We start from the raw sequence: 21,540 nt of genomic DNA on the forward strand, positions 1-21,540 counted from the left end.
GCGCCGACTGGCGGATGGTCATGCTGGCGCTGGCCGCCATCGTGGCGGGCGCGGGCGGCGCGCTGGGCGCATGGCTGCTGCTGCGGCTGATCGCTCTGGCCACGAACCTGTTCTGGTTCGGCGGCGTCTCCACCGCCACCACAGACATCGGGGCAAGCCATGTCGGCCTGTGGGTGCTGGCGATCCCGGCCATCGGCAGCGTGATCGTGGGGCTGATGGCGCGCTTCGGCTCCGAAAAGATCCGCGGCCACGGCATTCCCGAGGCCATCGAGGCGATCCTCTATGGCGAGAGCCGCCTGTCGCTGAAGGTGGCGATCCTCAAGCCCTTGTCCTCGGCGATCTCCATCGGCAGCGGCGGACCTTTCGGCGCCGAGGGGCCGATCATCATGACCGGCGGGGCGATCGGCTCGCTCTTCGCGCAGTGCTTCAGGCTCAGCGCCGCCGAGCGCAAGACGCTGCTGGTGGCGGGCGCGGCGGCGGGCATGACCGGCATCTTCGGCACGCCGCTCGCCGCGATCCTGCTGGCGGTGGAGGTGCTGCTGTTCGAATGGAAGCCGCGCAGCTTCGTGCCTGTCGCCATTGCCGTGCTGGTCAGCTTCGCCTTGCGCCAACTGCTGCTGGACCATGGCCCGCTGTTCCCCATGGCGACCAGCCTGCCCTTCAGCGGCGGCGTGGCGGGCATGGCTCTGGCGCTGGGCGGGGTGATCGGGCTGGAGGCGGCGCTGCTCTCATCATGCCTCTATCGCATCGAGGATCTGTTTCATCGCCTGCCGATCCACTGGATGTGGTGGCCCGCGCTGGGCGGCGTGGCCGTGGGCATCGGCGGCTGGATCGATATGCGCGTGCTGGGCGCGGGCTATGGCAACATCCAGTTGCTGCTCGATGGGGCGTTCACGCTCAAGATGATCGCGCTGCTGCTGGTGGTGAAGGCGGCGGTGTGGCTGGTGGCGCTGGGTTCGGGCACATCGGGCGGCGTGCTGGCGCCGCTGCTGATTCTGGGCGGGGCGACAGGGGCCTTGCTCGGCCACTTTCTCCCCGGTCCAATGGGTTTCTGGGCCATGGCGGGCATGGGCGCGATGATGAGCGGCGCCATGCGCGCGCCACTGACCGGCGCCCTGTTCGCTGCGGAATTGACCGGGCAGTTCAATGCATTGCCTGTGCTGATGGCGGCCTCGATCGGCGCCTATGGCATCAGCGTGCTGGTGATGCGCCGCTCGATCCTGACCGAGAAGATCGCCCGGCGCGGGCGGCATATCCTGCAGGAATACACCGTCGATCCGCTGGACTTCATGCAGGCCGGGCAGATCATGACTCACAATCCGCAGACCCTGCGCGGCGCCATGCAATTGCGCGAAGCCTCGGCGTTTTTTGCGCAAAGCGCGAAACACCGCTCCTATCCGGTGGTGGATGAGGATCAGCGCCTGCTGGGGCTGGTCTCGCGTTCGGATGCGCTGCGCTGGCGCGTGGAGGGCGCATCAAGCGTCCAGACTCTGGCCGAGGTGGTGTCCGATGCCTCCCAGCCTTTTGCGCGGGCACGCAGCCCGATCGGCGAGGTGGCCGATCTGATGGTGGAGACCGGGATCGGGCGCATTCCCATCGTGGAGGATGATAGCGCGCGGGTGATCGGGATCCTGTCGCGCCATGATCTGCTGAAAGCCCGCAGCACCACGCGCGGGGCCGAACGGCGCTAGATTCGCTTTTTGGCGCGGGCCTGTGCTAGGGGCCGCGCCGATGAAGCAGCCAGCAGGAAACAAGTCATGATCGAGCCCGAATTGCTGGGCACCGCGCAGGTGCCCGATGGCGTGGAGCTGCGCCTGATGCGTCGCGGCGCGGATTTCATGATTACCCTCGCCGGCAATGAGCTGATGACCACCCGCATGCATCACTCCGAGGACAGCCTCGCGGTGATGACGCATGAGCGGCTGGGTGAGCGTGGCCCCCAGCGCTGGCTGATCGGCGGCTATGGCATGGGCTTTACCCTGCGCGCGGCGCTGAACGTGCTGGGGCAGGACAGCGCCATCACCGTGGTCGAACTGGTGCCCGAGATCATCGCCTGGGCACGCGGCCCGATGGCCGAGGTGGCGGCGGGCTGTCTGGACGATCCGCGCGTGATGCTGGTGGAGGACGATGTCTCCAACGCCATCAAGGCGGCGCATGGCATCTATGACGCGATCCTGCTCGATGTCGACAATGGGCCCGACGGGCTGGTGCGTGAGGGCAACAATGGGCTCTACACCGGGCGCGGGCTGCGCGCGGCGAAACATGCGCTGAGTCCTGGCGGCATGCTGGCGATCTGGTCAGCCCATCAGGACAATGCCTTTGTGAAGCGCCTGAAGGACACCGGCTTCGAGGTGGAGGAGCGCTTTGTGCGCGCCCGACCTAACAACAAGGGGCCGCGCCATTTCATCTGGTTCTGCCGGAAGCCCGGTGAAGCTGAGGATTGATGAAGCTGTGGCCCGATGAAACTATGGTTTGACGGCGGCTGCCGCCCCAACCCCGGCGTTCTGGAAACCTCGGTGGTGACGGGCGGTCAGGCGCATATCCGCAAGGATTGCGGCACGGGCGACAACAATGATGCCGAGTGGTTGGCGTTGATCCATGCTCTGGAACTGGCGCGGGATCTGGGCGCGAAGGATGTCGCGCTGCTGGGCGATGCGGCGATGATCGTGCATCAGGCGCGGGGCGACTGGCCCTGCAAGACCGAGCGGTTTCGCGCTTACCATGCGCGGTTCACAGCTTTAAGCGTGCATTTCGATCGCGTCCGTGTGCGCCATATCAAGCGGCAACAGAATCTGGCGGGAATTGCGCTGGAACGCCATCACGGCAGGCTATAGGTTCACCCGATGCCCCGCCTGATCCTGCTCAACAAGCCGTTCGACGTGCTCTCGCAATTCACCGATGCGGGGACGCAGGGCAGCACGCGCGCCACGCTCTCGGATTTTGTGAAGGTGCCCAGCGTCTATCCCGCCGGTCGGCTGGACCGTGACAGCGAGGGCCTGCTGCTGCTCACCGACGATGGCCGCCTTCAGGCCCGCATCGCCGATCCGCGTTTCAAGCTGCCCAAGACCTATCTGGTGCAGGTGGAAGGGGCGCCGGATGAAACAGCCTTGGAAAACCTGCGTCGCGGGGTGATGCTGAAAGACGGCCCCACCCTGCCTGCCGAGGCCGAGGCGATCGAAACGCCCGACCTGTGGCCGCGCGATCCCCCGGTGCGCTTCCGCAAAAGCGTGCCTGACCACTGGTTGCGCCTCACCATCCGCGAGGGTCGCAACCGGCAGGTGCGCCGCATGACCGCCGCCGTGGGCCTGCCCACCCTGCGACTGGTGCGCTGGAGCATCGGCGACTGGACCGTCGAGGGCATCCCGCAAGGCGAATGGCGCGAGGGTGTGATCCCTCGCCTCCGGTAAACCGCCTGCGTTAATCCTCGTCTTCGAAGGCGAGGCTGCCTTGATTGCACAGGGCCGCGATCATAGTGATGGCTTCGGGACGATCGACCAGCGCCTGATCGGGTTCGATCTCCCCGCCCGCGCAGATTTGCCTCGCCAGTTCAGCGGTGGCGCCTGAGGCCTCGAAGCAGGCGCCATCGGCGAACAGCCATAGCGCATCTCCGCCACGCGCCACAAAAGCAAAGCGGCTGGCGGGGTTGCGATACAGCGCTTGCCCCGCTTCCAGCCCCTCGCGCACCTCTTCATCGGTGAGGGGTTCTTCCGGGCGCCAGTCCTGATCGGCATATTTGGGCGTGGTGTTATGGCAGCCAAACCAGCGGGCGAAGGCCTCGCGGTCCTGCAGGCTTTCCGTCACCATCTTGTGCAGGCCATCGAGCGCCGAGGCCGCGATCTCGCCCGGATGGTCCTGCGCGGGCAGGCCGGGGTCGGCATAGCGGTCATCATCGTTTTCGCGGCTGAGCAGTTCCTCGCTCCAGCCCTCGATCAGATCGTGGCGAGACGGCGCGCGGAAGCCGATCGAATAGGTCATGCAATCATCGCCCACGGCCACGCCATCATGCGCGAAGCCGGGGGGCACATAGAGCATGTCGCCCGGCTCCAGCACGAAGTCTCCGGTGGGCTCGAAGCCTTCGAGCAGGCGCAGATCCTCATGCGGGCGCAGCGGCGTGGAGGCATCGCAGCGCGGGCCCACCGTCCAGCGGCGGCGGCCAAGGCCCTGCACCAGAAAGACATCATACTGGTCGAAATGCGGGCCCACGCCGCCGCCATCACTGGCGTAGCTGACCATCACATCGTCGATCCGCCAGTCGGGGATAAAGCGGAAGGGTTCGATCAGATCGGCGACATCGGGGACATGCTGGTCCACCGCCTGCACCAGCAGGGTCCATGGCTGCGCGCCCAGTTTTTCGAAGCGATCCTCGGCCAGCGGGCCGCTTTCCATGCGCAGCTTCTCGCCATCCTGAAAGATCAGGCGCGATTCCACGCCTTCCTCGCAGGCGAGGCCCGCCAGTTCGTCGGGCTCCAGCGGGTTGGTGAAGGCGGGGAAGGCCTTGCGGAACAGGCGGGGCTGGCGCTGCCAGTCGCCGCGCAGGAAGGTGGGGATGTCGAAGTTCTCAAGAGCCATGGCGGTGCTGTAGGGCGAGCAGCCTTTTCAGGCCAGCCCCTTGCAGGCTACAGGGCGCTTATGAAACGCAGAAAGCGCTATCTGACGGCCACCATGCCGGACGGCTATGTGAAGACCATTGGGCCCACGTCCGATCCCTTCACCCATTACTGGCGCATCGTGGCCCTTCTGCAGAACGGCAAGACCGAGGTGTTCTGGGGCCATGCGCGCTCGCAAGCCGAGGCCAGGAGCAAAAAATCCGCCACGCAGGAAGCGGCCAAAATGCGCGGCTGGACCAGCTGGCAATTCGAAATCGCCGAGCTGGTCGAGAGCGACGCACCGCCAGTCTGATCACCCAAAGGTGAAGGCAAAAGCCTCCACGCCGGGATCGAGGAAGGTGATGGCAAAGCTGTGGTCGCCCGCGCCCTTGGCCAGCCGCACCAGCTGATAGAGCCGGTTGCCTGTCACCACGCCATCGCCCTGAGCATCGGTGTCGACACCGTGATCGGCGCCGGGCGCATGGCCATCGATGGTCACACGGAAACGCACCGGCTTGCCGCCCGCCGCGGGCCCCAGCACCAGATGCAGATCACGCGCCTGAAAGCGATAGGCGATCATCCCGCCCGCCTGCTCCAGCCGGGCATTTTCGGCGCCAACCGTCCAGCGCCCTTCCAGCCCCCAGCCATCAGACTGCAAACCGCCCAGAGCATAGGTTTCCGCCGAATCCTGCTTCACCGCAGGCGTGCTGGAAAAGCCCTGAGAACGGGCATAGCCGATATAGGTCTCCGGGCTCTGCTCCTGACCGCTGCGCTCGGCCTCGATCCCCTGATCCATGCCCTGCACCGTACCGCCGGGCACCGCCGAGGCGCCATTCTCGGCCAGCACCTTCTGGATCAGTTTTTCGAAAGCGGCATCGTCACCCTCGCCGAACATATGCGCGCGGATGCGGCCCTGCGCGTCGATCAGATATTCGGCGGGCCAGTACTCGTTGTTGAAGGCCTTCCAGATGGCGTAATTGTTGTCCAGCGCCACCGGATAGGTCACGCCCAGCCGCTTGACGGCATCGCGCACATTGGTCGGGTCTTTCTCGAAGGCGAACTCGGGCGTGTGGACGCCCACCACCACCAGCCCGGCCTGCCTGTACTTCTCGGCCCAGCCCTTCACATAGGGCAGGGTACGCAGGCAGTTGATGCAGCTGTAGGTCCAGAAATCGACCAGCACCACCTTGCCCTTGAGATCAGCGGCGGTCAGCGGCTGGCTATTCAGCCACAGGCTCGCGCCATTGAAACCGGGGTTGGCGCCTTCATCGCCCAGCCCGTCGGCGCTGCTGGCGGGTTTGCGCACAATGCCGAAACGTTCCAGCAAGCCCTGCTCTATGCGGTTGGTGCTGGCCGCCGACAGCTTGGTCAGCACGCCGGTATCCAGCCCCAGAGCGATCACCGCCACTGCCGCCAGCACCACCAGCCCCAGCCCCTGCCGCACCTTTTCGCCAAAGCCCAAGGAGCGCTTCATCGCGCCATAAACCTTGCCGCCAACCACCAGCGCCAGCGCCAGCGATGTCGCCGCGCCCAGACCGTAAGCCAGCAGCAGCGTGCCCGTCGCCAGACCGCCACCCTTGAGCGCCGCGCCCGTCAGCACAAGGCCAAGGATCGGCCCGGCGCAGGGCGCCCAGAGCAGGCCCGTCGCCGCGCCCAGAGCCAGCGAACCGCGCCAGCCCGAATCGCCGTGAGCACTTTCCGCCCAGCGACCGCCCAGTTGCACCAAAGGCCGCGTCATCCGGTCGGCCAGGGCGGGAAACACCAGCGTCAGCCCGAACAGCGCCAGCAGCACCAGCGCCACGCTGCGCCCCACATCATTGGCGCCCACCGCCCACTGCCCGCCGACCGAAACCAGCACCGCCATGCCCGCAAACATCACTGTCATGCCCACCAGCATCGGCAGCCCATGCGAGAGAAAGGGCTTGCCCGCGCGCGCAAAGGCGAAGGGCAGGATCGGCAGGATGCAGGGGCTCATGATGGTGAGCGCGCCGGCCAGATAGGAGAGCAGGTAAAGCAGCATGGATCATTGGCCTGAAGGAGTCTCGATACTGGCTTTACGCGCGAAACACCCCCCGGGTTACGCTCAGGCCAGCAGATCCTCGTAAAAAGCGCCGAAGTTGCGGGTGGGATGGCGGATCTGCATCTCCAGAATCCACAGGCCCGGCCTGGGCGCCTCGGGGAATTGCCCCAGCTTGCCGCCGTTGTGGACCGAATGCGGATAGTCGCCCACGCGATGGCCCTGAATGTCGAGGTTGATGACCCAGCCCAGCTTTTCAGCTTCGGCGCGGGCGGCTTCATACAGGGTTTCGCCCGTCACCGCGCCGCCGTTCCACAGGGTGGCCACCGTGTCGAACAGCAGTTTCACATCGCGGGCGCAGGCCTGCATCTCGGCATCGTCGCCGGTGGTGAAGGTGGCCCCGGCATCACCCTCATGGCCGCCGAACACAGGGCCCATATCGACGAACCAGATGTCGTTCTCGCCCAGAATGGCGGTGCCTTCCGAGCGATCAGAGAAAATCTTCAGCGTGTTCTCGCCGAAGCGGATCAGCAGCGGGTGCCAGGCCAGCTCCATGCCCATGCCGGCCAGAATGTCCTTGCCCATGGCGGTGGCCTCCGCCTCGGTCATGCCGGGGCGGACCTGCGCGGCGATGGCGTGCAGCGCCTCCCAGCTTTTGGCCTGAGCCGCCTTGATCGTGGCCAGATCATAGCTGACGCCGACGGCTTCGCGGGGGGACAGGGTGGTGGACATGCGGCAATCTCCGAGGTGGGTGTGGCAGCGCTAACTTGCGGGCAACCCTAGCGCAAGGCCGCGTTGACGATGCGCGTCTGGGTGAACTCCTCCACCCCCTCGATCCCCTGATGCCGCCCCATGCCCGAGGCCCGCGCCCCGCCCAGAGGCACATCGAAGGGCAGATCGAACACGCGGTTGACCCACACCAGCCCGGTCTCCAGCCGCGCCGCCACGGCCATGGCGCGCCCCGCATCGCCGCTCCACACCGAACCGCCCAGCGCATAATCGCCGGCATTGGCCAGAGCAATGGCATGATCCAGATCGTCATAGGCCTGCACCGGGATCAGCGGGCCGAACTGTTCTTCGCGGATCAGGCGGGCGGTTTCGGGCAGGTCGCGCACCACGGTCGGGGCGATGAAATAGCCTTCACCCGCAGGCGCACTACCCTGCCCGACGATGCGGCCCAGGGCTCCAGCTTCCGCCGCCAGATCGAGCACCTTGCGATGCTGCGCCGCATTCTGCACCGGCCCCATGGTGGAGCCCGGCGCCAGACCATCGCCCACCACCGCCTTGCGCGCCAGATCGGCCAGCGCCTCGGCCAGATCGTCGGCCTTGTTGCGGGCGGCATAGATACGCTTGACGCCAAGGCAGACCTGCCCGGCATTGGCGGTGGTGCCCGCGAAAAGATCCGCAGCGATGGCGCCCACATCGGCATCGTCCAGCACCAGAGCGGCGTCATTGCCGCCCAGCTCCAGCGTGAAGCGCTTCAAACCATCCGCCGCGCCGGCCAGCACCTTGCGACCCGTCGCCTGCGATCCGGTGAAGCTGATCTGCGCCACATCGGGGTGTGCCACCAGCAGCGGCCCCAGATCAAAGCCCCCGGAAGGCCCGGCATCCCCCAACACCTGCACCACGCCCGCCGGGAAAATCTCCGCCGCCAGCGCGCCCAGCATCAGCGTGGTGAGCGGCGTGGTCGGCGCGGGCTTGGCGATCACCGTATTGCCCGCCAGCAGCGCCGGGGCCAGCTTCAGGATCAGCATCAGCAGCGGGTAGTTCCAAGGCACGATCGCCACCACCACACCCAGCGGAAAGCGCTGCTCCACCACCAGCTCAGCGGCGGATTGCTTGAGGATGCGCGGCTCCAGCCGCAGCCCGGCGTGATAGCGCAGCGCCGCGATGGAGCCCTCCACCTCGCCGCGTGCTTCATCCAGCAGCTTGCCCTGTTCGCGGGTGAGCATCCGGGCGAAGGGTTCGGCATGGGCCTGCAGGGCATCGGCCAGCGCGTCCAGCGTGGCGGCGCGGCGGTCCTGCGGCACCAGCGCCCAATCCCGCACGGCGCGCTTGCCTGCGGCCACGGCCTGCTCGGCCTGCAAGGCATCGGCGTGCGGGGCCTGCGCGAAGATCTGCCCGCTGGCCGGCTCGATCACCGGAAGAAGCCCCGCGCCCGCAACCAGACGCCCGTCGATCAGAAGATGGTCATGCATGGTCGCGCTTTACCCCGATCCATCCACCAAGGCGAGCATCGCGCGTAAATTCCGCATAATTCCGCGCAAGATCGCTGCGCGGCATGGAACAGCAAACCCCGCGCCCCGTTTCACCAGCACGGGCGATCCACGCCCGGGGAGGCCGCCATGAAAAAGACTTTAGCCCTGCTCGCACTGTCCCTGTCGGTCACGGGTTTGACCGCTTGTGTCGACGATGGCTATGGTTACGGCGGCGGCGTGGCCTATGGCCCAGGCCCCTATGCCTATGATGGCTGGTACGATGGCGCCTATGGCCCGATCTATGACGGCTATTGGGGTTCCGACAATTACTTCTATTACCGCCATGGCGCGGGGGATCGCGGCTTTACCCGCGGCGATCGCGGGCACTTCATGCGCGAGGCACCGCAAGGCCGCCCCAACTTCCAGCGCTTCCAAGGCACGATGACGCCGGGGCAAGGCATGCACATGCCGCATTTCCGGGGCAATGGCGGCGGCGGGCATCACCACTAAGCCACCGCACTCTAACACGAAAGGGGCCGCGCCTGATCTCGCAGGCGCGGCCCTTTGCCTGATCAGCGCCGGCCCGCCAGTTGCAGCGGCGGCTGATCGAGGCTCGCCCCCTGATCCGCCGGAGCATAAAGCACCGCCTTGAGCGGCATGCTGACCCACTGCTTGCCGATCTGCACCGACAGCCGCGCCGCCACCAGCTTTCGGCTGCCATCATAGACCGGGCCTGACACCCAGCGCAGCGTGCCTTGCGCCCGCGCGCCCTTCTCCAGCCGCAGCGGCACCATCACCGGCCCCGGATGCATGCCCACCGGCGCCCGCCGTGCGACGGGAAGCGCCCGCCCGCGCGCATCGCGCAGCACAACTTGCGGCAGAGCGGGCAGACGGCAGGCCGCGCCCCGGTTCGCCAGCGCAAAGCCGGTTCCCGAATGCGACATGCCGTTCACATCACCATCCCGATCTTCAGGCAGCAAGCGCAATTGCCCCGCGCGGCATGGCGCAAGATCGCCTTGCGGCGGCGGCGTGGACGGCAGGCCCTGAGCAAGGATCAGAAGGGCAGGCAGCAGGGGCATCGTAGCTCTCCCATGGCGGTGCGGATGTCTTAGCGGTTCCCCTTAATAGGCCGGTCATAATGTCGCGAGGATGAATGCCATTTCCGGTTAATTATTTATTCTATAAAAGTAACCATTCAACAATTTCCTATCACGAAAACTAACAAATTCAATATTGATACAAATATTACGTGAAAATCGCAAAAAAACAGGAACCCGACAGCTTATGGCCGATTTCCTTTTTGGATTGGCACATGATCTGGCGCCTTTCGCACCACCTCACGCCGCCAAGACGCGGGCCGCAAGACAGACAATTACGCCGGTCCGTTCTCAAGCGAAGGAGGATGACATGATCGCACATCACAGTCGGGCGAAGGGCAGTCGGTGGATGGTTTCGACCATGGCCGCTGCGGCGGGCATGCTGCTGAGCCTGAGCGCCTGTGCCGGTGATTCCCATCTGGCCTATGGCTCGGTCGGCACGCCGGGCGGCGCCGGGTCGGGCGGCTCGGATGGGGCGGGCGGCGGCACGGGCAGCACCGGCGGCACAGGTGGCAGCGGCAACACCGGAGGCACGGGCGGCACCGGGGGAACCGGCGGCACGCAGACCGCCGCCTCCAGCGATGTGCAGACCGTGCTGGCTCAGGCCGGGCCTGCTCTGGTGACGGCGGGCAACGCCACGCTGGGGCTGGCCAATGGCGTCGATGGAGCCACCACCACGCTGGCCAGCGCCGTGCCCATCACCGCTCCCGTCACCGGCACGGTCACGCGCGTGCTGGGCGATACGGGGCAGGTGCTGGTCGATACCGGCAATGGCAAGACGCTGCTGCTCGATGGCGTGCAGAAGGTCGTGGGCGATGTGGTGACGATCGACCTCGGCAATCAGGCGGTGACGACCTCCGCGGATGGCACGCCGGGCGCGGTGGGGCTCAGCGTGCTGTCGCCCACGCAGGCGCAGGGCACGCTGGCCAGCGTGGGCGTGCTGACCTCGGGCCAGGTGGCCACGGCCAATGTCAATGGCGTGGCCAATGTGGCGGTGGCCAATGTCACCGCGCCGGGCGGCGGGCTGTCCAACCAGCTGCTCAATGTCGCGGTGGCCGATCACGCGATTCTGGGCAGCGGCAATCCAGCCCTCATCAACGCCAATCTGCTCTCGGGCGCGGCGGGCGGCGGGCTGACGAGCGGCGGCGCGGTGTTGACGCCCGTGACCAGCCTGCTGACCAATGTGACCAATGGCGGCCTCACCAATGGCGCCACCGGCAGCACGGCGACCGGGGGTCTGCTCAAGCCGGTGACCAGTCTGGTCGGCACGGTGACGGGCGCCACCACTGCGGCCACAACGCCTGCAGCGGTGAATGCCGGCGCCACGGCCACGGCGGCCAACACCACGGCGACAGGCACGCTGACCGGCACCACCACCGGCCTGCTCAAGCCCGTCACCTCGGCGGTGAGCAACACGGTGGGCACGCTGACCAACGGTACGCTGCTGTCTTCCAAGCGTTGATGCCTCAGATGGAGGGGGAGCCGCACCCGGCTTCCCCTCCCTTCCCCGTTTTTCCGCTCCATGTTCGGGGAGACAGGCTTCCATGCTCACCTTTCTGATGGCTGCTGCGCTGGCCGCCGGGCCCGTGGCCGGCACCCCGCCGCTGATCATCGATTCCGGCCGCGCCGACCGCGTGCAAACCCCCGACCTGCCCCCGCCCATGCCTGAAAAGCCTGTCGAGCAGCGCGCCAGGGGCCTGTCTCGGGTGGACGCCACCGGCTCGGACCAGCCGATCAAGGGCATCCGCTTTCTCGGCGATCTGGTGCCCGCCCCCGTCGCCCATGCCGCCGAGCGCTTCGTGGGCCAGCCCGCCAGACGTGACACGCTGGAGAGACTGGCGGCAGCCATGTCGGACGCCTATGGCGCCAGCGATGTGGCGCTCTACACCGTGGCCATTCCGGACCAGAACCTGTCGGGCGGGCGGGTGCTCGTGCAGGTGGCGCAGGGCTTTATCGAGGGGATTTCCTATCCGCAGGGCTCGACCCCGCTGATCCGCGCCTATGCGCGGCATCTGCTGGGAATGAAGCCGCTGCGCCGCTCCGCGCTGGAGCGGGAGCTGTCCCTGATGCGCGACATCGCCGGGGCCACCGTCAGCGCCGATCTGCTGCGCGGGCGGCAGCCGGGCGGGGTGATCCTGTCGCTGAAGGTGAAGCGCAAGCATCTCGACGGCTCGCTGGCCTATGACAACAGCCGCTCGCAACTGCTGGGGCAAGGGCAGTTCAACGCCACGCTTGCGGGCAACAGCCTGCTGCGCGATGGCGATGAGACCAAGCTGAATGTGATGGTGGCCCGCAACTTCCGCAGCTTTATCTACACCGCGCTGACCCACGCCACCCCGCTGGGCCAAGACGGCCTCAAGCTGACTCTGACCGGCGCATGGCTGCAAACAAATGTGCCCGAATACAATCTGCGCGGCCATGCGGTGGTGGGCGGCGCCTCGCTCAGCTATCCGGTGATCCGGGGCTATCGCAAGAACCTGACCGTCAGCGCCGGGCTGGATGTGCTGAACAGCGATTCCGCCCTGTTCGGCACCGTGGCTTCCAGCGACCATATCCGCACCATGCGCGTGGCGGCGGGCTATTCATGGGCGGGCAAAAAGACCGTCTGGTCGCTGGGCAGCACGGTGAGCAAGGGGCTGGCGATCCTGAGCGACCGCGGGCTGGTGGGGCAGAGCGATCCGCGTTTCACCAAGCTCAACGCCTCGGCCAGCTATGATCGCGCCTTTGGCAAGCATGTGGTGCTGCGGCTGAAGGCGCAGGGCCAGTACAGCCGCAACCAGCTGCCCGCCACCGAGCGCATCGCCTTTGGCGGCAGCGACTATGGCCGCGCCTTCGACACCGCCGCCATCACCGCCGACAGCGGGGGCACGGGCTCTGTGGAACTGGCCCTGCGGCCCAGGCTGGGCAAAAGGCTCAACGGCACCGAGATCTACGGCTTCGTCGATCACGCCAGATTGCGGATCAATGAGCGGGTCGGGGCGCCGGCGTCGAGCTGGGATCTGGGCTCGGCGGGGGGCGGGATCAGGCTGGCATGGAACGACTGGGCTGTGATCGGGGTGGAAGGCGCCAAAGCCGTGACCGATCCGTTTCATGGGGCTTTGGGGGACTGGCGGGTGAATGTGAGTTGGAAAATCAGCAGGCCGGGGAAGAAGTAGAAAGAGACAATGCGAGGGGGTTACCCCCTCGCGCTCCCGGGTTTTGTCAGCGTGGCGCATCGGGTTCGGCCATGGAGCAACGTCGCTGCGCCGCAGGCAATCAAAGAGGTTTGCGTGAATTTGCCATCACAGCGCCAGCTATCGTTTCTGCCTGCGGCGCCATGAATGCGTGCCGAAACGATAGGTTGTACGCAAGGTGGACAGTCATGGGAGCGCGAGGGGGTAACCCCCTCGCATCTTCTCCTCTTCAGTCCTCTTCCCGACTATGCTCCAGATGCAGCGCCACGATCCTCGCCAGCAAGGTCGCGGGGAACAGTTGCCCCATCACCGCCTCCAGATTGGCCAGGCTGCGCGCCAGCGGCAGCACGGGCACCACGTCGCCGTAGCCGGTGGTGGTCAGTGTCGAGAGGCTGAAATAGGTGAGCAGCGCGGTGCGTCCGCCTGCATCAGGAGCAAGTGGAGCGCCGCTCCCCGTTACCAGCGCGTCAGGCCAGTGCGAGAGGATCGCGGTGAACACGATGCCGAACACCGCCGCGATGTTGAGGTAGAGCAGCACCGCCCCGCGCACGCGGTGTCCCGTCACGCGCCCGGGGCCGAAGACATGGCGCGCCACCAGCAGGGTGACGCCCATGTTGAAGGCGAAGGCGGCAACCTGGATCAGATCGTGGCGCAGAGCGGCGCTGGTGGTGGTGTCGAGGCTGATGAGAACCCGCCGCCCGATCTCCGGCCCGACGATCAGCAGCAGCAGCGCCGCGATCAGCACTGCCTGCACCACGCGGTGCCGCGCCAGCGCGGCCACGCAGACCAGCGCATAGGCCAGATGGCACAGATCGAGCAGGATATGCAGCGAGGGATCTTCAGTCACCAGCGGCATGGCGACGAACAACGTCACCACCTGCACCGCCAGCAGCGTGGTGAGGCTCCGGTCGATCTTGTGCGGCTGGACCTGCGCTGGCGGCATGGTGGAAGGTTCCTCTGCTGGCAGCGGGAATGTGGCGCGCGCGGGCACAACCGGCGATGAACGGCCTGGCCCGGGCGCTGACCTTATCCGTTTTGAATCATGTCACAAAATCATTACTGACATCGCTGTCAGCAATGATTCTGGCGCTGGTCGAAGGCGGTGCGGGCGGCTTCCACCGCGCCCAGATGCTCCTCGGCCCAGAGCCATACCCCGCAGAAGGCCGCGCCAAGGCTCATGCCCAGCGGCGTCAGGCGGTAATCGACATGCGGCGGGATCACCGGGTGAATGGTGCGCACCACCAGCCCGGTGCGCTCCATCTGGCGCAGGGTCTGGGTCAGCATCTTCTGGCTGATACCGGTCACCGCCTTGGCCAGTTGGGAGAAGCGCAGCGTGCCATGCTCATCGAGCGCTTCGAGAATCAACATCGTCCATTTGTCGGCCACGCGGCCGATCAGCTCATTGACCAGCGCCTCGACACGGGGGTCGATCACCGGGGGCGGCGTCTGCCCCATGATCTCGCAGGCCTTGCTGATGGTCGCTTCATCGAACGGTGGGGGCGCCATGCCGACACTCTCTTTCAGGTAAGTATCAATCTTTGAGGTGCCTTCTTACCATCGGTGAGCAGCAGTTTAAATAGAGCCCATCCCTTCCAAGGAGACCTCCCATGAAGAACAGCGGCAACACCATTCTTGTCACCGGCGGCGGATCGGGCATCGGCGCGGCGCTGGCGCAGCGCTTTCACGATGCCGGCAACACGGTAATCGTGGCCGGACGGCGGCAGGATGCGCTGGATCAGGCCATCGCGGGCCGCCCCAACATGCATGCGCTCACGCTGGATGTGGAAAGCGCCGATGGCGTGGCGGATTTTGCCAGGCGCCTGCTGGCCGCGCATCCCGCGCTCAATGTGCTGATCAACAATGCCGGGATCATGCGCTTCGAGGATGCCACGCAGAAGCGCGATCTGGCCGATGCCGAGGCGACCATCACCACCAATCTGCTGGGGCCCATCCGGCTGATCGATGCGCTGGTGGACCATCTTTCCGCGCAGAGCGATGCGGCGATCGTCAATGTCACCTCGGGTCTGGCCTTTGTGCCGCTGACCACCACCCCCACCTACAATGCCACCAAGGCCGCCATCCATTCCTACACCGTGGCCTTGCGTGAGGTGCTGAAGGGCAAGGTCGAGGTGATCGAGCTGGCCCCGCCCGCCGTGCAGACCGGCCTGACGCTCGGTCAGGAAAGCCGCCCGGGCTATCAGCCGCTGGGCGAGTTCACCGATGAGGTGATGGCCCTGTTCGAGCAGGCCCCCACCCCTGCCGAAGTGCTGGTCGAGCGCGTGAAATTCCTGCGCTTTGCCGAGGCGCAGGGGCGTTTCGATGAAACCCTTGTGCAGCTCAACGCTTTCGCGGCAAAGGCCCGCGAAGAGCAGTAAGCGGAAGAAGGATCAGACCCATGGCCATGCGGCAGGACATCACCACGTTGACGATTGCCACCCATGGCCAGGGTCTGATCGCAGTCACCCGCGAGATCATCGGCTGGGTGGAGCAGACGCAGATCACCGATGGGCTGCTGACGGTGTTCTGCCGCCACACCTCGGCCTCGCTGCTGATTCAGGAAAATGCTGCACCGGAGGTCAGGACCGACCTGCAACATTTCTTCGCCCGCCTCGCCCCGGAAGACCCGCGCGCCTATGCGCATGACGATGAGGGGCCCGACGATATGCCCGCCCATCTGCGCACGGCGCTCACGCAGGTGCAACTCTCGATTCCGGTGGCGGGCGGCAGGCCGGTGCTGGGCACCTGGCAGGGCGTCTATCTCTTCGAGCATCGCCGCGCGCCGCATCGCCGCCAGATCGTGCTGCATCTGCTGGGCGCATGAAAAAGGGAGCCGAACCCGAGCCCGGCTCCCCTTCATACCTTAAGCGGCGAAAGGCTTAGCGATAACGCCAGCCACCGTGCCAACGCTCACGGTTGTGCCAGTAGCGGCGGCCATCCCAATAGCCCCGGCCCTGATAGTAATTGCCGATGATCAAGCCGCCAGGGCCAACGCCCACGACGGGGCCGCGCGGCCCGGGGCCACGGTTGGGGCGGCAGTGGCCGTAAGCCCCGCGATGACCGCCGGGGCCGCAGCCCTCGCGCGCCTCGGCAGGGGCAGCAGCGGCCAGCACCGAGCCGGCGGCAAGGGCGATCAGAAGTGCGCGTTTCAACATGGATGTTCTCCCATCTTTGGATCAGGCGGCTGGTCGCATAGCCGCAAAGCAGGTGACTGGTTGTGTAACGCTAGGCGCCGTCTGCTCTTCGACGCCGACACATTCATAAAAAGCATAGTCTTTCTGAACATGTCATGGCTGGCATGTTATTGTTTGTGCAGGGACAATAAAGGAATCAGGCCGCCACCAGCCGCAGCCCGGCCACAGGCGCCGCCGATGATCCCGACAGGGCCTGGCCCAGCGGCGCCGTGATCGCCGCTCCGCGCGCCAGAATGGCGTCGCGCAGCCGCACCAGATCGGCCCCGGCGCGGCGGCCGAGGGCGAAGATACCCTCGCCAAAACGCTCATCCTCGGCGATCTGGCTGCGCACGGCGCGCGAAAGGCGGGTGACCATCACGGCCAGCCCGTCGTCACCGATGCCGGATTCCCCGGTGACCGTTTCAGCCGCTTCAACCGCCGCGACCAGCCCTGCCGCCTGCGCATGCAGGCCGCAGGCCCGGTCGAGCAGATCATCGGCCACGCGGCCGCGCAGGGCGGGGTAGAACAGGCTCGCTTCCAGCGCGATCTGGCTTTTCCAGATGGCGCAGATCTGCGCGGCCAGCTTGCGGCGACGGGCGGGGGATCGGGTGGCTTCGAACCGCTCGAACAGATCCTCCACCTCACGGTGCCCGGCCTTGAGCACGGCGATGGCGTCGGTGAACTGCGGGTCGATCATGGCAAGCCCCTCGTTTCGGATTATCGAGTCAGAGAAGCCTGCAAAAGCCCTTTGGTTCCATGGTTTCGCACTGTTTCACGCAAGTTTTATCGGGCGGCGTTCAGTGGCCGAATGCATCGGAATCCATGATACCGCTATCGCCTTCATCCAGCGCGGCGAGAGCGGTCATGTCGTCGGCGCTCAGCGTGAAGGAAAAGACATCCAGATTGGTGCTTTGCCGCGCGGCATCGGCGGATTTGGGAATGGGAATGATGCCCTGCTGCACCTGCCAGCGCAAAGCCACCTGGGCGGGCGTGCGGCCATGCTCCTCAGCGATCTCCGCAAGCACGGGATGGGCCAGCAGATCCTTGCCCTTGCCCAGCGGGCTCCAGCCCTCGGTGGCGATGCCGTGCAGCTGGTGGAAGGCCAGCAGATCGCCGCGCCCGTGGCGGGGGTCGAGCTGGATCTGATTGACCTCCGGCACGAAGCCATGGTCGATCAGCCGCAGCAGATGGGCCTGTTTGAAGTTGGAAGTGCCGATGGCGCGCACCAGCCCCGCCTCGCGCAGCTTTATCAGCCCCGCGAAAGCATCGACATAGGCGTTCTGGTCCGGATTGGGCCAGTGGATCAGCAGCAGGTCGAGATACTCCACCCCCAACCGCTTCAGACTGGCCTCGCAAGCGGTGCGCGCGCCATCGATGCTGTGCCACTGGCGGTTGAACTTGCTGGTGATGAAAATCTCGCCACGCGGCAGGCCGGACTGGCGGACGCCTTCGCCCACGCCGCGCTCATTGCCGTAGTTTTCAGCGGTGTCGATCAGGCGATAACCGCGCTGGATCGCGCTGCTGACAGCACCGGCCGCCTGAGCATCATCCAGAGGCCATGTCCCCAGCCCAAGCTGCGGGATGGAAGCCCCGCCACGCAGCAGCCTTGTTGGAGCGATCATCATAAAACCAGTCCTTTATCAGGAGGAACCAGGCCGAGATGGGCCTGCCTTATGCCATTGCAATGAAGCTCGACGCGCCTGCCGCACGAACCACGGTGTTATCGCATCGCTTTTGCGAAAAACCGGTTCCCACTTTTTCGCGCGATGCTCAGCGCCACATCAGCGCCCCGGCCACCATCACCGCCGCCGTAATCAGCCCGCCCGCGATCCAGCGCGCACCCTCGCGCAGCGCCGGGGCCAGAGCCGCAGCACCGGTGCTGTCCACCGGCTCGGCCTCCAACCGGCGGATCGCGGCGCGCAGCAGGCGGGGCGCATCCTCGCCCAGCCGGCCCAATTCCCACGCCAGCGCCATCAGCGTGGGCCGCCAATGCTCAGGCGATAGCCGCGCCCGCACCAGCCGCAAAGACGACCGCTCCATCGCGCCGGACAGATCGAAATCCGGGCAGATCGCCGTCAGCACGCCATCGAGCGTCACCAGAGTCTTGAAGATCAGCAGCAGATCAGGCGGCATGGTCAGCCCCACCTCGCGCATCAGCGGCAGGAAATCGCCCACCAGCGCGCGCAGCACCAGCCGCCCCCGGCCATGGCGCGCGATCAGCCGGTCCGCCGCCAGAGCGATCTGGGCGCGCGGCACCGCCTCCACCCCCTGCCCGGCGCTCTGTTCGGCCCATACGGCCAGAATATCGGTGAGCTGCGCCGGATCGCCCATCGCCAGCGACTGCACGAAAGCCATGAACTCCTCGCGCCGCCGGGGCGAGACATGGCCGATCATCCCGAAATCGAGCAGCGCCAGCCGGTCGCCCGGCAGGCACAGCAGGTTGCCGGGATGCGGATCGCCATGAAAGCGCCCATGCACCAGCACCATATCCAGCACCAGATCGGCGCCCAGACTGGCAATGGCCTCGGGATCGATGCCCCCGGCGCGCAGGCTGTCGGCATCGCGCGGCGGCAAGCCCTCGATGTAATCCATCACCAGCAGGGTTTCGGAAGACCAGTCCCAATGGATGCGCGGAATGTCCACCCGGGGTTCCGCCGCGAAATCCTCACGCATGGCGTCGGCATTCCGGCCCTCCATGGTGAAGTCCAGCTCGCCCAGCACCGCATCGCCCAGCTGCCGCATCAGCGCCACCGGGGCGAAACGCCGCGCCGCCGTGCTGGCCGCCTCCACCAGCGCCGCACCTTGCGCGATCAGCCGCAAATCGGCCGCCATGCGCGGGCGGATATCGGGGCGGCGGATTTTCAGGATCACCTCTTGCCCGTCGGTCAGCCGCGCGCGGTGGATCTGCGCCATGGAAGCGGCGGCCAGAGGCTCCGGATCGAAATCGGCGAAGATGTCTTCGGGCGGCGCGCCCAGGGCTTCCTCGACCGCCGGGCGCAACTGTTCGAAAGGCAAAGTCGGCGCGCGGGAGTGCAATTGCTCCAGCTCCGCGATCCATTCAGGGGGCAGCAGATCGCCGCGCGTCGCCAGAATCTGGCCCAGCTTGACGAAGGTTGGCCCCAGCTCCTCCAGCGCCAGTCGCGTTCGCAGGGGCAGACTGCGCGGGTCATTGTCACCCCCACCCGCTTTGGCGCCCTCATCGCCCTTTTCAAGGCCCAGTTGCGCCAGCAGCAGCCCCAGCCCGAAGCGCGAGGTGATCTGCAGGATTTCCCCCAGCCGGTTACGGTCCCGCGCGGCCACCAGCAGAGTCTTGATCATCGCGCATTCCTTTACGCAAAACTTACATTAACCAGAGCGTACAATCGGATGACCCGCCCGCCATTTGATGGCACAGAAGGCAGCATGAATGCCCCGAGCCACCGCCGCAAGCCAAGACCTGCCCCGGATGGCCGCCCGCTGAACACGGCTTCTCGCGGGCCATTGCTGCGTCGCATCGCCCGCAAGCTGGAAGTGCGGGCGATCGGTCTGGTTCCCGAATATTTCAACCCCGCCGAGGGTTTGCGCGCCGCCGTGGCGGTGGGGGCGCCACTGGTGCTGGTGCTGGCGAGCGGGCTCTATGGGCTGGGCTGGTCGATCTTCGCCGCCTTCTGGACCTGCCTGTGCGTCGGGCCGGGATCGGGGCGCAGTCAGCGGCGCCTGCTGGGTGCTTTCGTGGTGCTGGGATCGGTCATCGCCTTTGCCGGATCATGGCTGGCCTTCTGGGGGCCGACAGCGGCGCTGGTGGCCGGACCCTTGCTGGTGTTCCTGTCCATCCTGCTGCCTGCCCGTGTCGCCAATGCCAATCTGCTGGCCACTTTGCTGGCGGTGGTCGCGGTGGTGGCCGTGGGCTTTCCGCTGCCCATGCATCAGGCGCTGATCGAGGCGCTGTCCTTTCTGCTCGGCGCGGGCTGGGCCTATGCGCTGATCCATGGGCTGTGGCGGATCGATCCGCATGCGCCGCTCGATCTGGCGGTGCGCGCCGTGGTGGCGCGGCTCGCCGATATGGCCGCGGATCTGGTCGGCACCGGCGAAGGGCCGCATCGCGACGCGCAATGGCACCGCGCCCATGGCGAGCACCGCCGCGCCGTGCGTCTGGCGCTGGAGCGGCTGGGCGCGCTGCTGCCGCTCCATGCCGACGAAACGCCAGAGCGGCTGGCGCCCTTTCTGCGCGCGCAGGAGGCGGCGGAAACCGTGTTCAGCGCCCTGATCGCGCTGGACCATGCCTTTATCCTGCAATCCGGCCCCGCGCATGAACGGCTGGCCGTCGCCCGCACCTTCCATGGCGGATTGGAAGCATGGCGCCGCATGCCGCGCAGCTTCCGGACCGAGACAGGCGTGATCGACCGCTGGCTGCGGCTGGTGGAGCGCCGCCGCGAAAGGCTGCGCGGCGCTCTGGTCAGCGGCTGCCTGCGCGCGCTGGGGCAGGCACTGGCCACGTTGAAGCAGAGCGGGCCAGCTGCCATGCCTCAAGCGCCCCGCCCCGTGTCCTCGCGCGCGGCTTTCAGGCAGGCGCTGCGGCAGGCAACCGGCGTGCTGCTGGTCTATATCGCGGCGCGAGCCTTTCATCTGGGCTATCCCTATTGGGGGTCGATGGCGGTGGTGGTCGTGCTGCAGAAGGGCACGCGCATCACCTGGATGCGCGCCATGGAGCGCATCTGCGGCAGTCTGCTGGGCGGGATGGGCGCGGCGGCGCTGCTGCATGTCGCCTATCCGGTGCCGCTGCTGGCAGGGCTCTGCGTGGTGCTGGCGGCTTTGGCCATTGCCCTGCGCAGCGTGAATTATACCAGCTTCGTGGTGTTCCTGACGGTGCTGTTCGTGACGGTGACCGCCCTGCTTCACCCCGGCGAGGGCATCGCCACCGCGCGCATTGCCGACAACACGCTGGGCAGTCTGGTGGCGCTGCTGAGCGTGCTGGCGGTCTGGCCCGAGCGGCGGCCCCGGCTGCGCGCCACGCTGAAGACCGCGCTGCAGGCCAACCGCGCCTATCTGGACGCCGTGGAGAACCGCGCGCCCTTTGCGCAAGTGCATGCCGCGCGGCGGGCTGCGGGGCTGGCCAGCATCGAACTGGAGATGGCGCTGCACGATCTGGGCAGCACGGTCCAGCGTTTGCGCCACCGCGCGCCCGAGGATCTGGCCGACCTGACCGCGCTGCGCCTGGTGGCGGGACAAGCCGCCGCCGCCTGGCATGAGCGGCTGGCGGACTTGCCCCGGTAAGCATCGTGCGAAAAAGTGGGCACCGTTTTCTTGCAAAACGATGCGA

General features: G+C 66.6%; 22 protein-coding genes. 11 read left to right on the plus strand and 11 right to left on the minus strand.

What is annotated here, in order from left to right:
• Window positions 1-14: 14 nt before the first annotated feature.
• The 4 genes from SR3_RS19365 to SR3_RS19380 all read left to right on the plus strand — a co-directional run bounded on the left by SR3_RS19365 (window position 15) and on the right by SR3_RS19380 (window position 3,407).
• The gene (locus SR3_RS19365) at window positions 15-1,691 is read left to right on the plus strand and encodes a chloride channel protein (RefSeq protein ID WP_084455729.1); all 1,677 of its coding nucleotides are present in this window, start codon (window positions 15-17) and stop codon (window positions 1,689-1,691) included.
• A gap of 66 nt (window positions 1,692-1,757) precedes the next feature.
• Window positions 1,758-2,444, plus strand: a complete 687-nt coding sequence (locus tag SR3_RS19370; RefSeq protein WP_068089942.1) for a spermidine synthase — start codon at window positions 1,758-1,760, stop codon at window positions 2,442-2,444.
• 15 nt (window positions 2,445-2,459) lie between these two features.
• Complete coding sequence (locus SR3_RS19375; RefSeq protein ID WP_068089943.1) at window positions 2,460-2,834, plus strand: reverse transcriptase-like protein; 375 nt, start codon at window positions 2,460-2,462, stop codon at window positions 2,832-2,834.
• A gap of 9 nt (window positions 2,835-2,843) precedes the next feature.
• A complete protein-coding gene (locus SR3_RS19380) occupies window positions 2,844-3,407 on the plus strand; it encodes a pseudouridine synthase (RefSeq protein WP_068089944.1) in 564 nt (187 codons plus the stop codon).
• A gap of 10 nt (window positions 3,408-3,417) precedes the next feature.
• Here the strand turns inward: SR3_RS19380 and SR3_RS19385 are convergent, their stop codons facing one another.
• Window positions 3,418-4,569 carry a cupin domain-containing protein gene (locus SR3_RS19385; RefSeq protein WP_068089945.1) on the minus strand — a complete coding sequence of 384 codons (1,152 nt, stop codon included), beginning with the start codon at window positions 4,567-4,569 and terminating at the stop codon, window positions 3,418-3,420.
• A gap of 60 nt (window positions 4,570-4,629) precedes the next feature.
• Here SR3_RS19385 and SR3_RS19390 point away from each other — a divergent pair, with 60 nt between their 5' ends.
• The gene (locus tag SR3_RS19390) at window positions 4,630-4,899 is read left to right on the plus strand and encodes a hypothetical protein (protein WP_068089946.1); all 270 of its coding nucleotides are present in this window, start codon (window positions 4,630-4,632) and stop codon (window positions 4,897-4,899) included.
• On the opposite strand, the gene SR3_RS19395 is transcribed toward SR3_RS19390, so the two are convergent.
• The 3 genes from SR3_RS19395 to SR3_RS19405 form a co-directional block, all read right to left on the minus strand.
• Window positions 4,900-6,606 (minus strand): cytochrome c biogenesis protein DipZ, encoded by a 1,707-nt coding sequence (locus tag SR3_RS19395; protein ID WP_068089947.1) that lies wholly within the window; start codon window positions 6,604-6,606, stop codon window positions 4,900-4,902.
• A 63-nt stretch (window positions 6,607-6,669) separates the two neighbouring features.
• A complete protein-coding gene (locus SR3_RS19400) occupies window positions 6,670-7,335 on the minus strand; it encodes a M24 family metallopeptidase (RefSeq protein ID WP_068089948.1) in 666 nt (221 codons plus the stop codon).
• Window positions 7,336-7,382: 47 nt separating this feature from the next.
• Window positions 7,383-8,801, minus strand: a complete 1,419-nt coding sequence (locus SR3_RS19405; RefSeq protein WP_068089949.1) for an aldehyde dehydrogenase family protein — start codon at window positions 8,799-8,801, stop codon at window positions 7,383-7,385.
• Window positions 8,802-8,948: 147 nt separating this feature from the next.
• Between SR3_RS19405 and SR3_RS19410 the strand changes: the two genes are divergently transcribed.
• Window positions 8,949-9,311 (plus strand): hypothetical protein, encoded by a 363-nt coding sequence (locus SR3_RS19410; protein WP_068089950.1) that lies wholly within the window; start codon window positions 8,949-8,951, stop codon window positions 9,309-9,311.
• Window positions 9,312-9,373: 62 nt separating this feature from the next.
• Here SR3_RS19410 and SR3_RS19415 read toward each other — a convergent pair whose 3' ends face one another.
• Complete coding sequence (locus SR3_RS19415) at window positions 9,374-9,880, minus strand: DUF4232 domain-containing protein (RefSeq protein ID WP_068089951.1); 507 nt, start codon at window positions 9,878-9,880, stop codon at window positions 9,374-9,376.
• Between the two features lie 328 nt (window positions 9,881-10,208).
• Between SR3_RS19415 and SR3_RS19420 the strand changes: the two genes are divergently transcribed.
• Together SR3_RS19420 and SR3_RS19425 are read left to right on the plus strand one after the other, a co-directional pair.
• The gene (locus tag SR3_RS19420; protein WP_157098975.1) at window positions 10,209-11,360 is read left to right on the plus strand and encodes a hypothetical protein; all 1,152 of its coding nucleotides are present in this window, start codon (window positions 10,209-10,211) and stop codon (window positions 11,358-11,360) included.
• A gap of 82 nt (window positions 11,361-11,442) precedes the next feature.
• Window positions 11,443-13,053, plus strand: coding sequence for a ShlB/FhaC/HecB family hemolysin secretion/activation protein (locus SR3_RS19425; protein ID WP_068089953.1), 1,611 nt, complete (start codon window positions 11,443-11,445; stop codon window positions 13,051-13,053).
• 247 nt (window positions 13,054-13,300) lie between these two features.
• Here the strand turns inward: SR3_RS19425 and SR3_RS19430 are convergent, their stop codons facing one another.
• A complete protein-coding gene (locus tag SR3_RS19430; RefSeq protein WP_068089954.1) occupies window positions 13,301-14,014 on the minus strand; it encodes a potassium channel family protein in 714 nt (237 codons plus the stop codon).
• 128 nt (window positions 14,015-14,142) lie between these two features.
• Window positions 14,143-14,526, minus strand: coding sequence for a winged helix-turn-helix transcriptional regulator (locus SR3_RS19435; RefSeq protein WP_245654000.1), 384 nt, complete (start codon window positions 14,524-14,526; stop codon window positions 14,143-14,145).
• A gap of 152 nt (window positions 14,527-14,678) precedes the next feature.
• On the opposite strand from SR3_RS19435, the gene SR3_RS19440 reads away from it, so the two are divergent.
• The gene (locus SR3_RS19440) at window positions 14,679-15,446 is read left to right on the plus strand and encodes an SDR family oxidoreductase (RefSeq protein WP_068089956.1); all 768 of its coding nucleotides are present in this window, start codon (window positions 14,679-14,681) and stop codon (window positions 15,444-15,446) included.
• A 26-nt stretch (window positions 15,447-15,472) separates the two neighbouring features.
• Complete coding sequence (locus SR3_RS19445) at window positions 15,473-15,892, plus strand: secondary thiamine-phosphate synthase enzyme YjbQ (RefSeq protein ID WP_068089971.1); 420 nt, start codon at window positions 15,473-15,475, stop codon at window positions 15,890-15,892.
• Between the two features lie 55 nt (window positions 15,893-15,947).
• Here the strand turns inward: SR3_RS19445 and SR3_RS19450 are convergent, their stop codons facing one another.
• The 4 genes from SR3_RS19450 to SR3_RS19465 form a co-directional block, all read right to left on the minus strand.
• On the minus strand, window positions 15,948-16,223 hold the full coding sequence (locus SR3_RS19450) for a GCG_CRPN prefix-to-repeats domain-containing protein (RefSeq protein WP_245653998.1): 276 nt from the start codon (window positions 16,221-16,223) through the stop codon (window positions 15,948-15,950).
• 175 nt (window positions 16,224-16,398) lie between these two features.
• Window positions 16,399-16,938: a hemerythrin domain-containing protein gene (locus SR3_RS19455; RefSeq protein WP_068089957.1), complete on the minus strand. Its 540-nt coding sequence runs from the start codon at window positions 16,936-16,938 to the stop codon at window positions 16,399-16,401.
• A 100-nt stretch (window positions 16,939-17,038) separates the two neighbouring features.
• Window positions 17,039-17,866, minus strand: coding sequence for an aldo/keto reductase (locus SR3_RS19460; protein ID WP_068089958.1), 828 nt, complete (start codon window positions 17,864-17,866; stop codon window positions 17,039-17,041).
• Between the two features lie 145 nt (window positions 17,867-18,011).
• Window positions 18,012-19,559: an ABC1 kinase family protein gene (locus SR3_RS19465; protein WP_068089959.1), complete on the minus strand. Its 1,548-nt coding sequence runs from the start codon at window positions 19,557-19,559 to the stop codon at window positions 18,012-18,014.
• A gap of 84 nt (window positions 19,560-19,643) precedes the next feature.
• Between SR3_RS19465 and SR3_RS19470 the strand changes: the two genes are divergently transcribed.
• Window positions 19,644-21,494, plus strand: coding sequence for an FUSC family protein (locus SR3_RS19470; protein WP_169805666.1), 1,851 nt, complete (start codon window positions 19,644-19,646; stop codon window positions 21,492-21,494).
• The last annotated feature ends 46 nt before the right edge of the window (window positions 21,495-21,540 follow it).

It is taken from the genome of Novosphingobium rosa NBRC 15208 (genome assembly GCF_001598555.1).
Lineage (GTDB): Bacteria > Pseudomonadota > Alphaproteobacteria > Sphingomonadales > Sphingomonadaceae > Novosphingobium > Novosphingobium rosa.

Excerpts from the sequence above, each read along its gene's own strand:
- SR3_RS19365 (WP_084455729.1), top strand. The coding sequence starts at position 15 with ATGGTCATGCTGGCGCTGGCCGCCATCGTGGCGGGCGCGGGCGGCGCG.
- SR3_RS19370 (WP_068089942.1), top strand. The coding sequence starts at position 1,758 with ATGATCGAGCCCGAATTGCTGGGCACCGCGCAGGTGCCCGATGGCGTG.
- SR3_RS19375 (WP_068089943.1), top strand. The coding sequence starts at position 2,460 with ATGAAACTATGGTTTGACGGCGGCTGCCGCCCCAACCCCGGCGTTCTG.
- SR3_RS19380 (WP_068089944.1), top strand. The coding sequence starts at position 2,844 with ATGCCCCGCCTGATCCTGCTCAACAAGCCGTTCGACGTGCTCTCGCAA.
- SR3_RS19385 (WP_068089945.1), bottom strand. The coding sequence starts at position 4,569 with ATGGCTCTTGAGAACTTCGACATCCCCACCTTCCTGCGCGGCGACTGG.
- SR3_RS19390 (WP_068089946.1), top strand. The coding sequence starts at position 4,630 with ATGAAACGCAGAAAGCGCTATCTGACGGCCACCATGCCGGACGGCTAT.
- SR3_RS19395 (WP_068089947.1), bottom strand. The coding sequence starts at position 6,606 with ATGCTGCTTTACCTGCTCTCCTATCTGGCCGGCGCGCTCACCATCATG.
- SR3_RS19400 (WP_068089948.1), bottom strand. The coding sequence starts at position 7,335 with ATGTCCACCACCCTGTCCCCCCGCGAAGCCGTCGGCGTCAGCTATGAT.
- SR3_RS19405 (WP_068089949.1), bottom strand. The coding sequence starts at position 8,801 with ATGCATGACCATCTTCTGATCGACGGGCGTCTGGTTGCGGGCGCGGGG.
- SR3_RS19410 (WP_068089950.1), top strand. The coding sequence starts at position 8,949 with ATGAAAAAGACTTTAGCCCTGCTCGCACTGTCCCTGTCGGTCACGGGT.
- SR3_RS19415 (WP_068089951.1), bottom strand. The coding sequence starts at position 9,880 with ATGCCCCTGCTGCCTGCCCTTCTGATCCTTGCTCAGGGCCTGCCGTCC.
- SR3_RS19420 (WP_157098975.1), top strand. The coding sequence starts at position 10,209 with ATGATCGCACATCACAGTCGGGCGAAGGGCAGTCGGTGGATGGTTTCG.
- SR3_RS19425 (WP_068089953.1), top strand. The coding sequence starts at position 11,443 with ATGCTCACCTTTCTGATGGCTGCTGCGCTGGCCGCCGGGCCCGTGGCC.
- SR3_RS19430 (WP_068089954.1), bottom strand. The coding sequence starts at position 14,014 with ATGCCGCCAGCGCAGGTCCAGCCGCACAAGATCGACCGGAGCCTCACC.
- SR3_RS19435 (WP_245654000.1), bottom strand. The coding sequence starts at position 14,526 with ATGGGGCAGACGCCGCCCCCGGTGATCGACCCCCGTGTCGAGGCGCTG.
- SR3_RS19440 (WP_068089956.1), top strand. The coding sequence starts at position 14,679 with ATGAAGAACAGCGGCAACACCATTCTTGTCACCGGCGGCGGATCGGGC.
- SR3_RS19445 (WP_068089971.1), top strand. The coding sequence starts at position 15,473 with ATGCGGCAGGACATCACCACGTTGACGATTGCCACCCATGGCCAGGGT.
- SR3_RS19450 (WP_245653998.1), bottom strand. The coding sequence starts at position 16,223 with ATGTTGAAACGCGCACTTCTGATCGCCCTTGCCGCCGGCTCGGTGCTG.
- SR3_RS19455 (WP_068089957.1), bottom strand. The coding sequence starts at position 16,938 with ATGATCGACCCGCAGTTCACCGACGCCATCGCCGTGCTCAAGGCCGGG.
- SR3_RS19460 (WP_068089958.1), bottom strand. The coding sequence starts at position 17,866 with ATGATGATCGCTCCAACAAGGCTGCTGCGTGGCGGGGCTTCCATCCCG.
- SR3_RS19465 (WP_068089959.1), bottom strand. The coding sequence starts at position 19,559 with ATGATCAAGACTCTGCTGGTGGCCGCGCGGGACCGTAACCGGCTGGGG.
- SR3_RS19470 (WP_169805666.1), top strand. The coding sequence starts at position 19,644 with ATGAATGCCCCGAGCCACCGCCGCAAGCCAAGACCTGCCCCGGATGGC.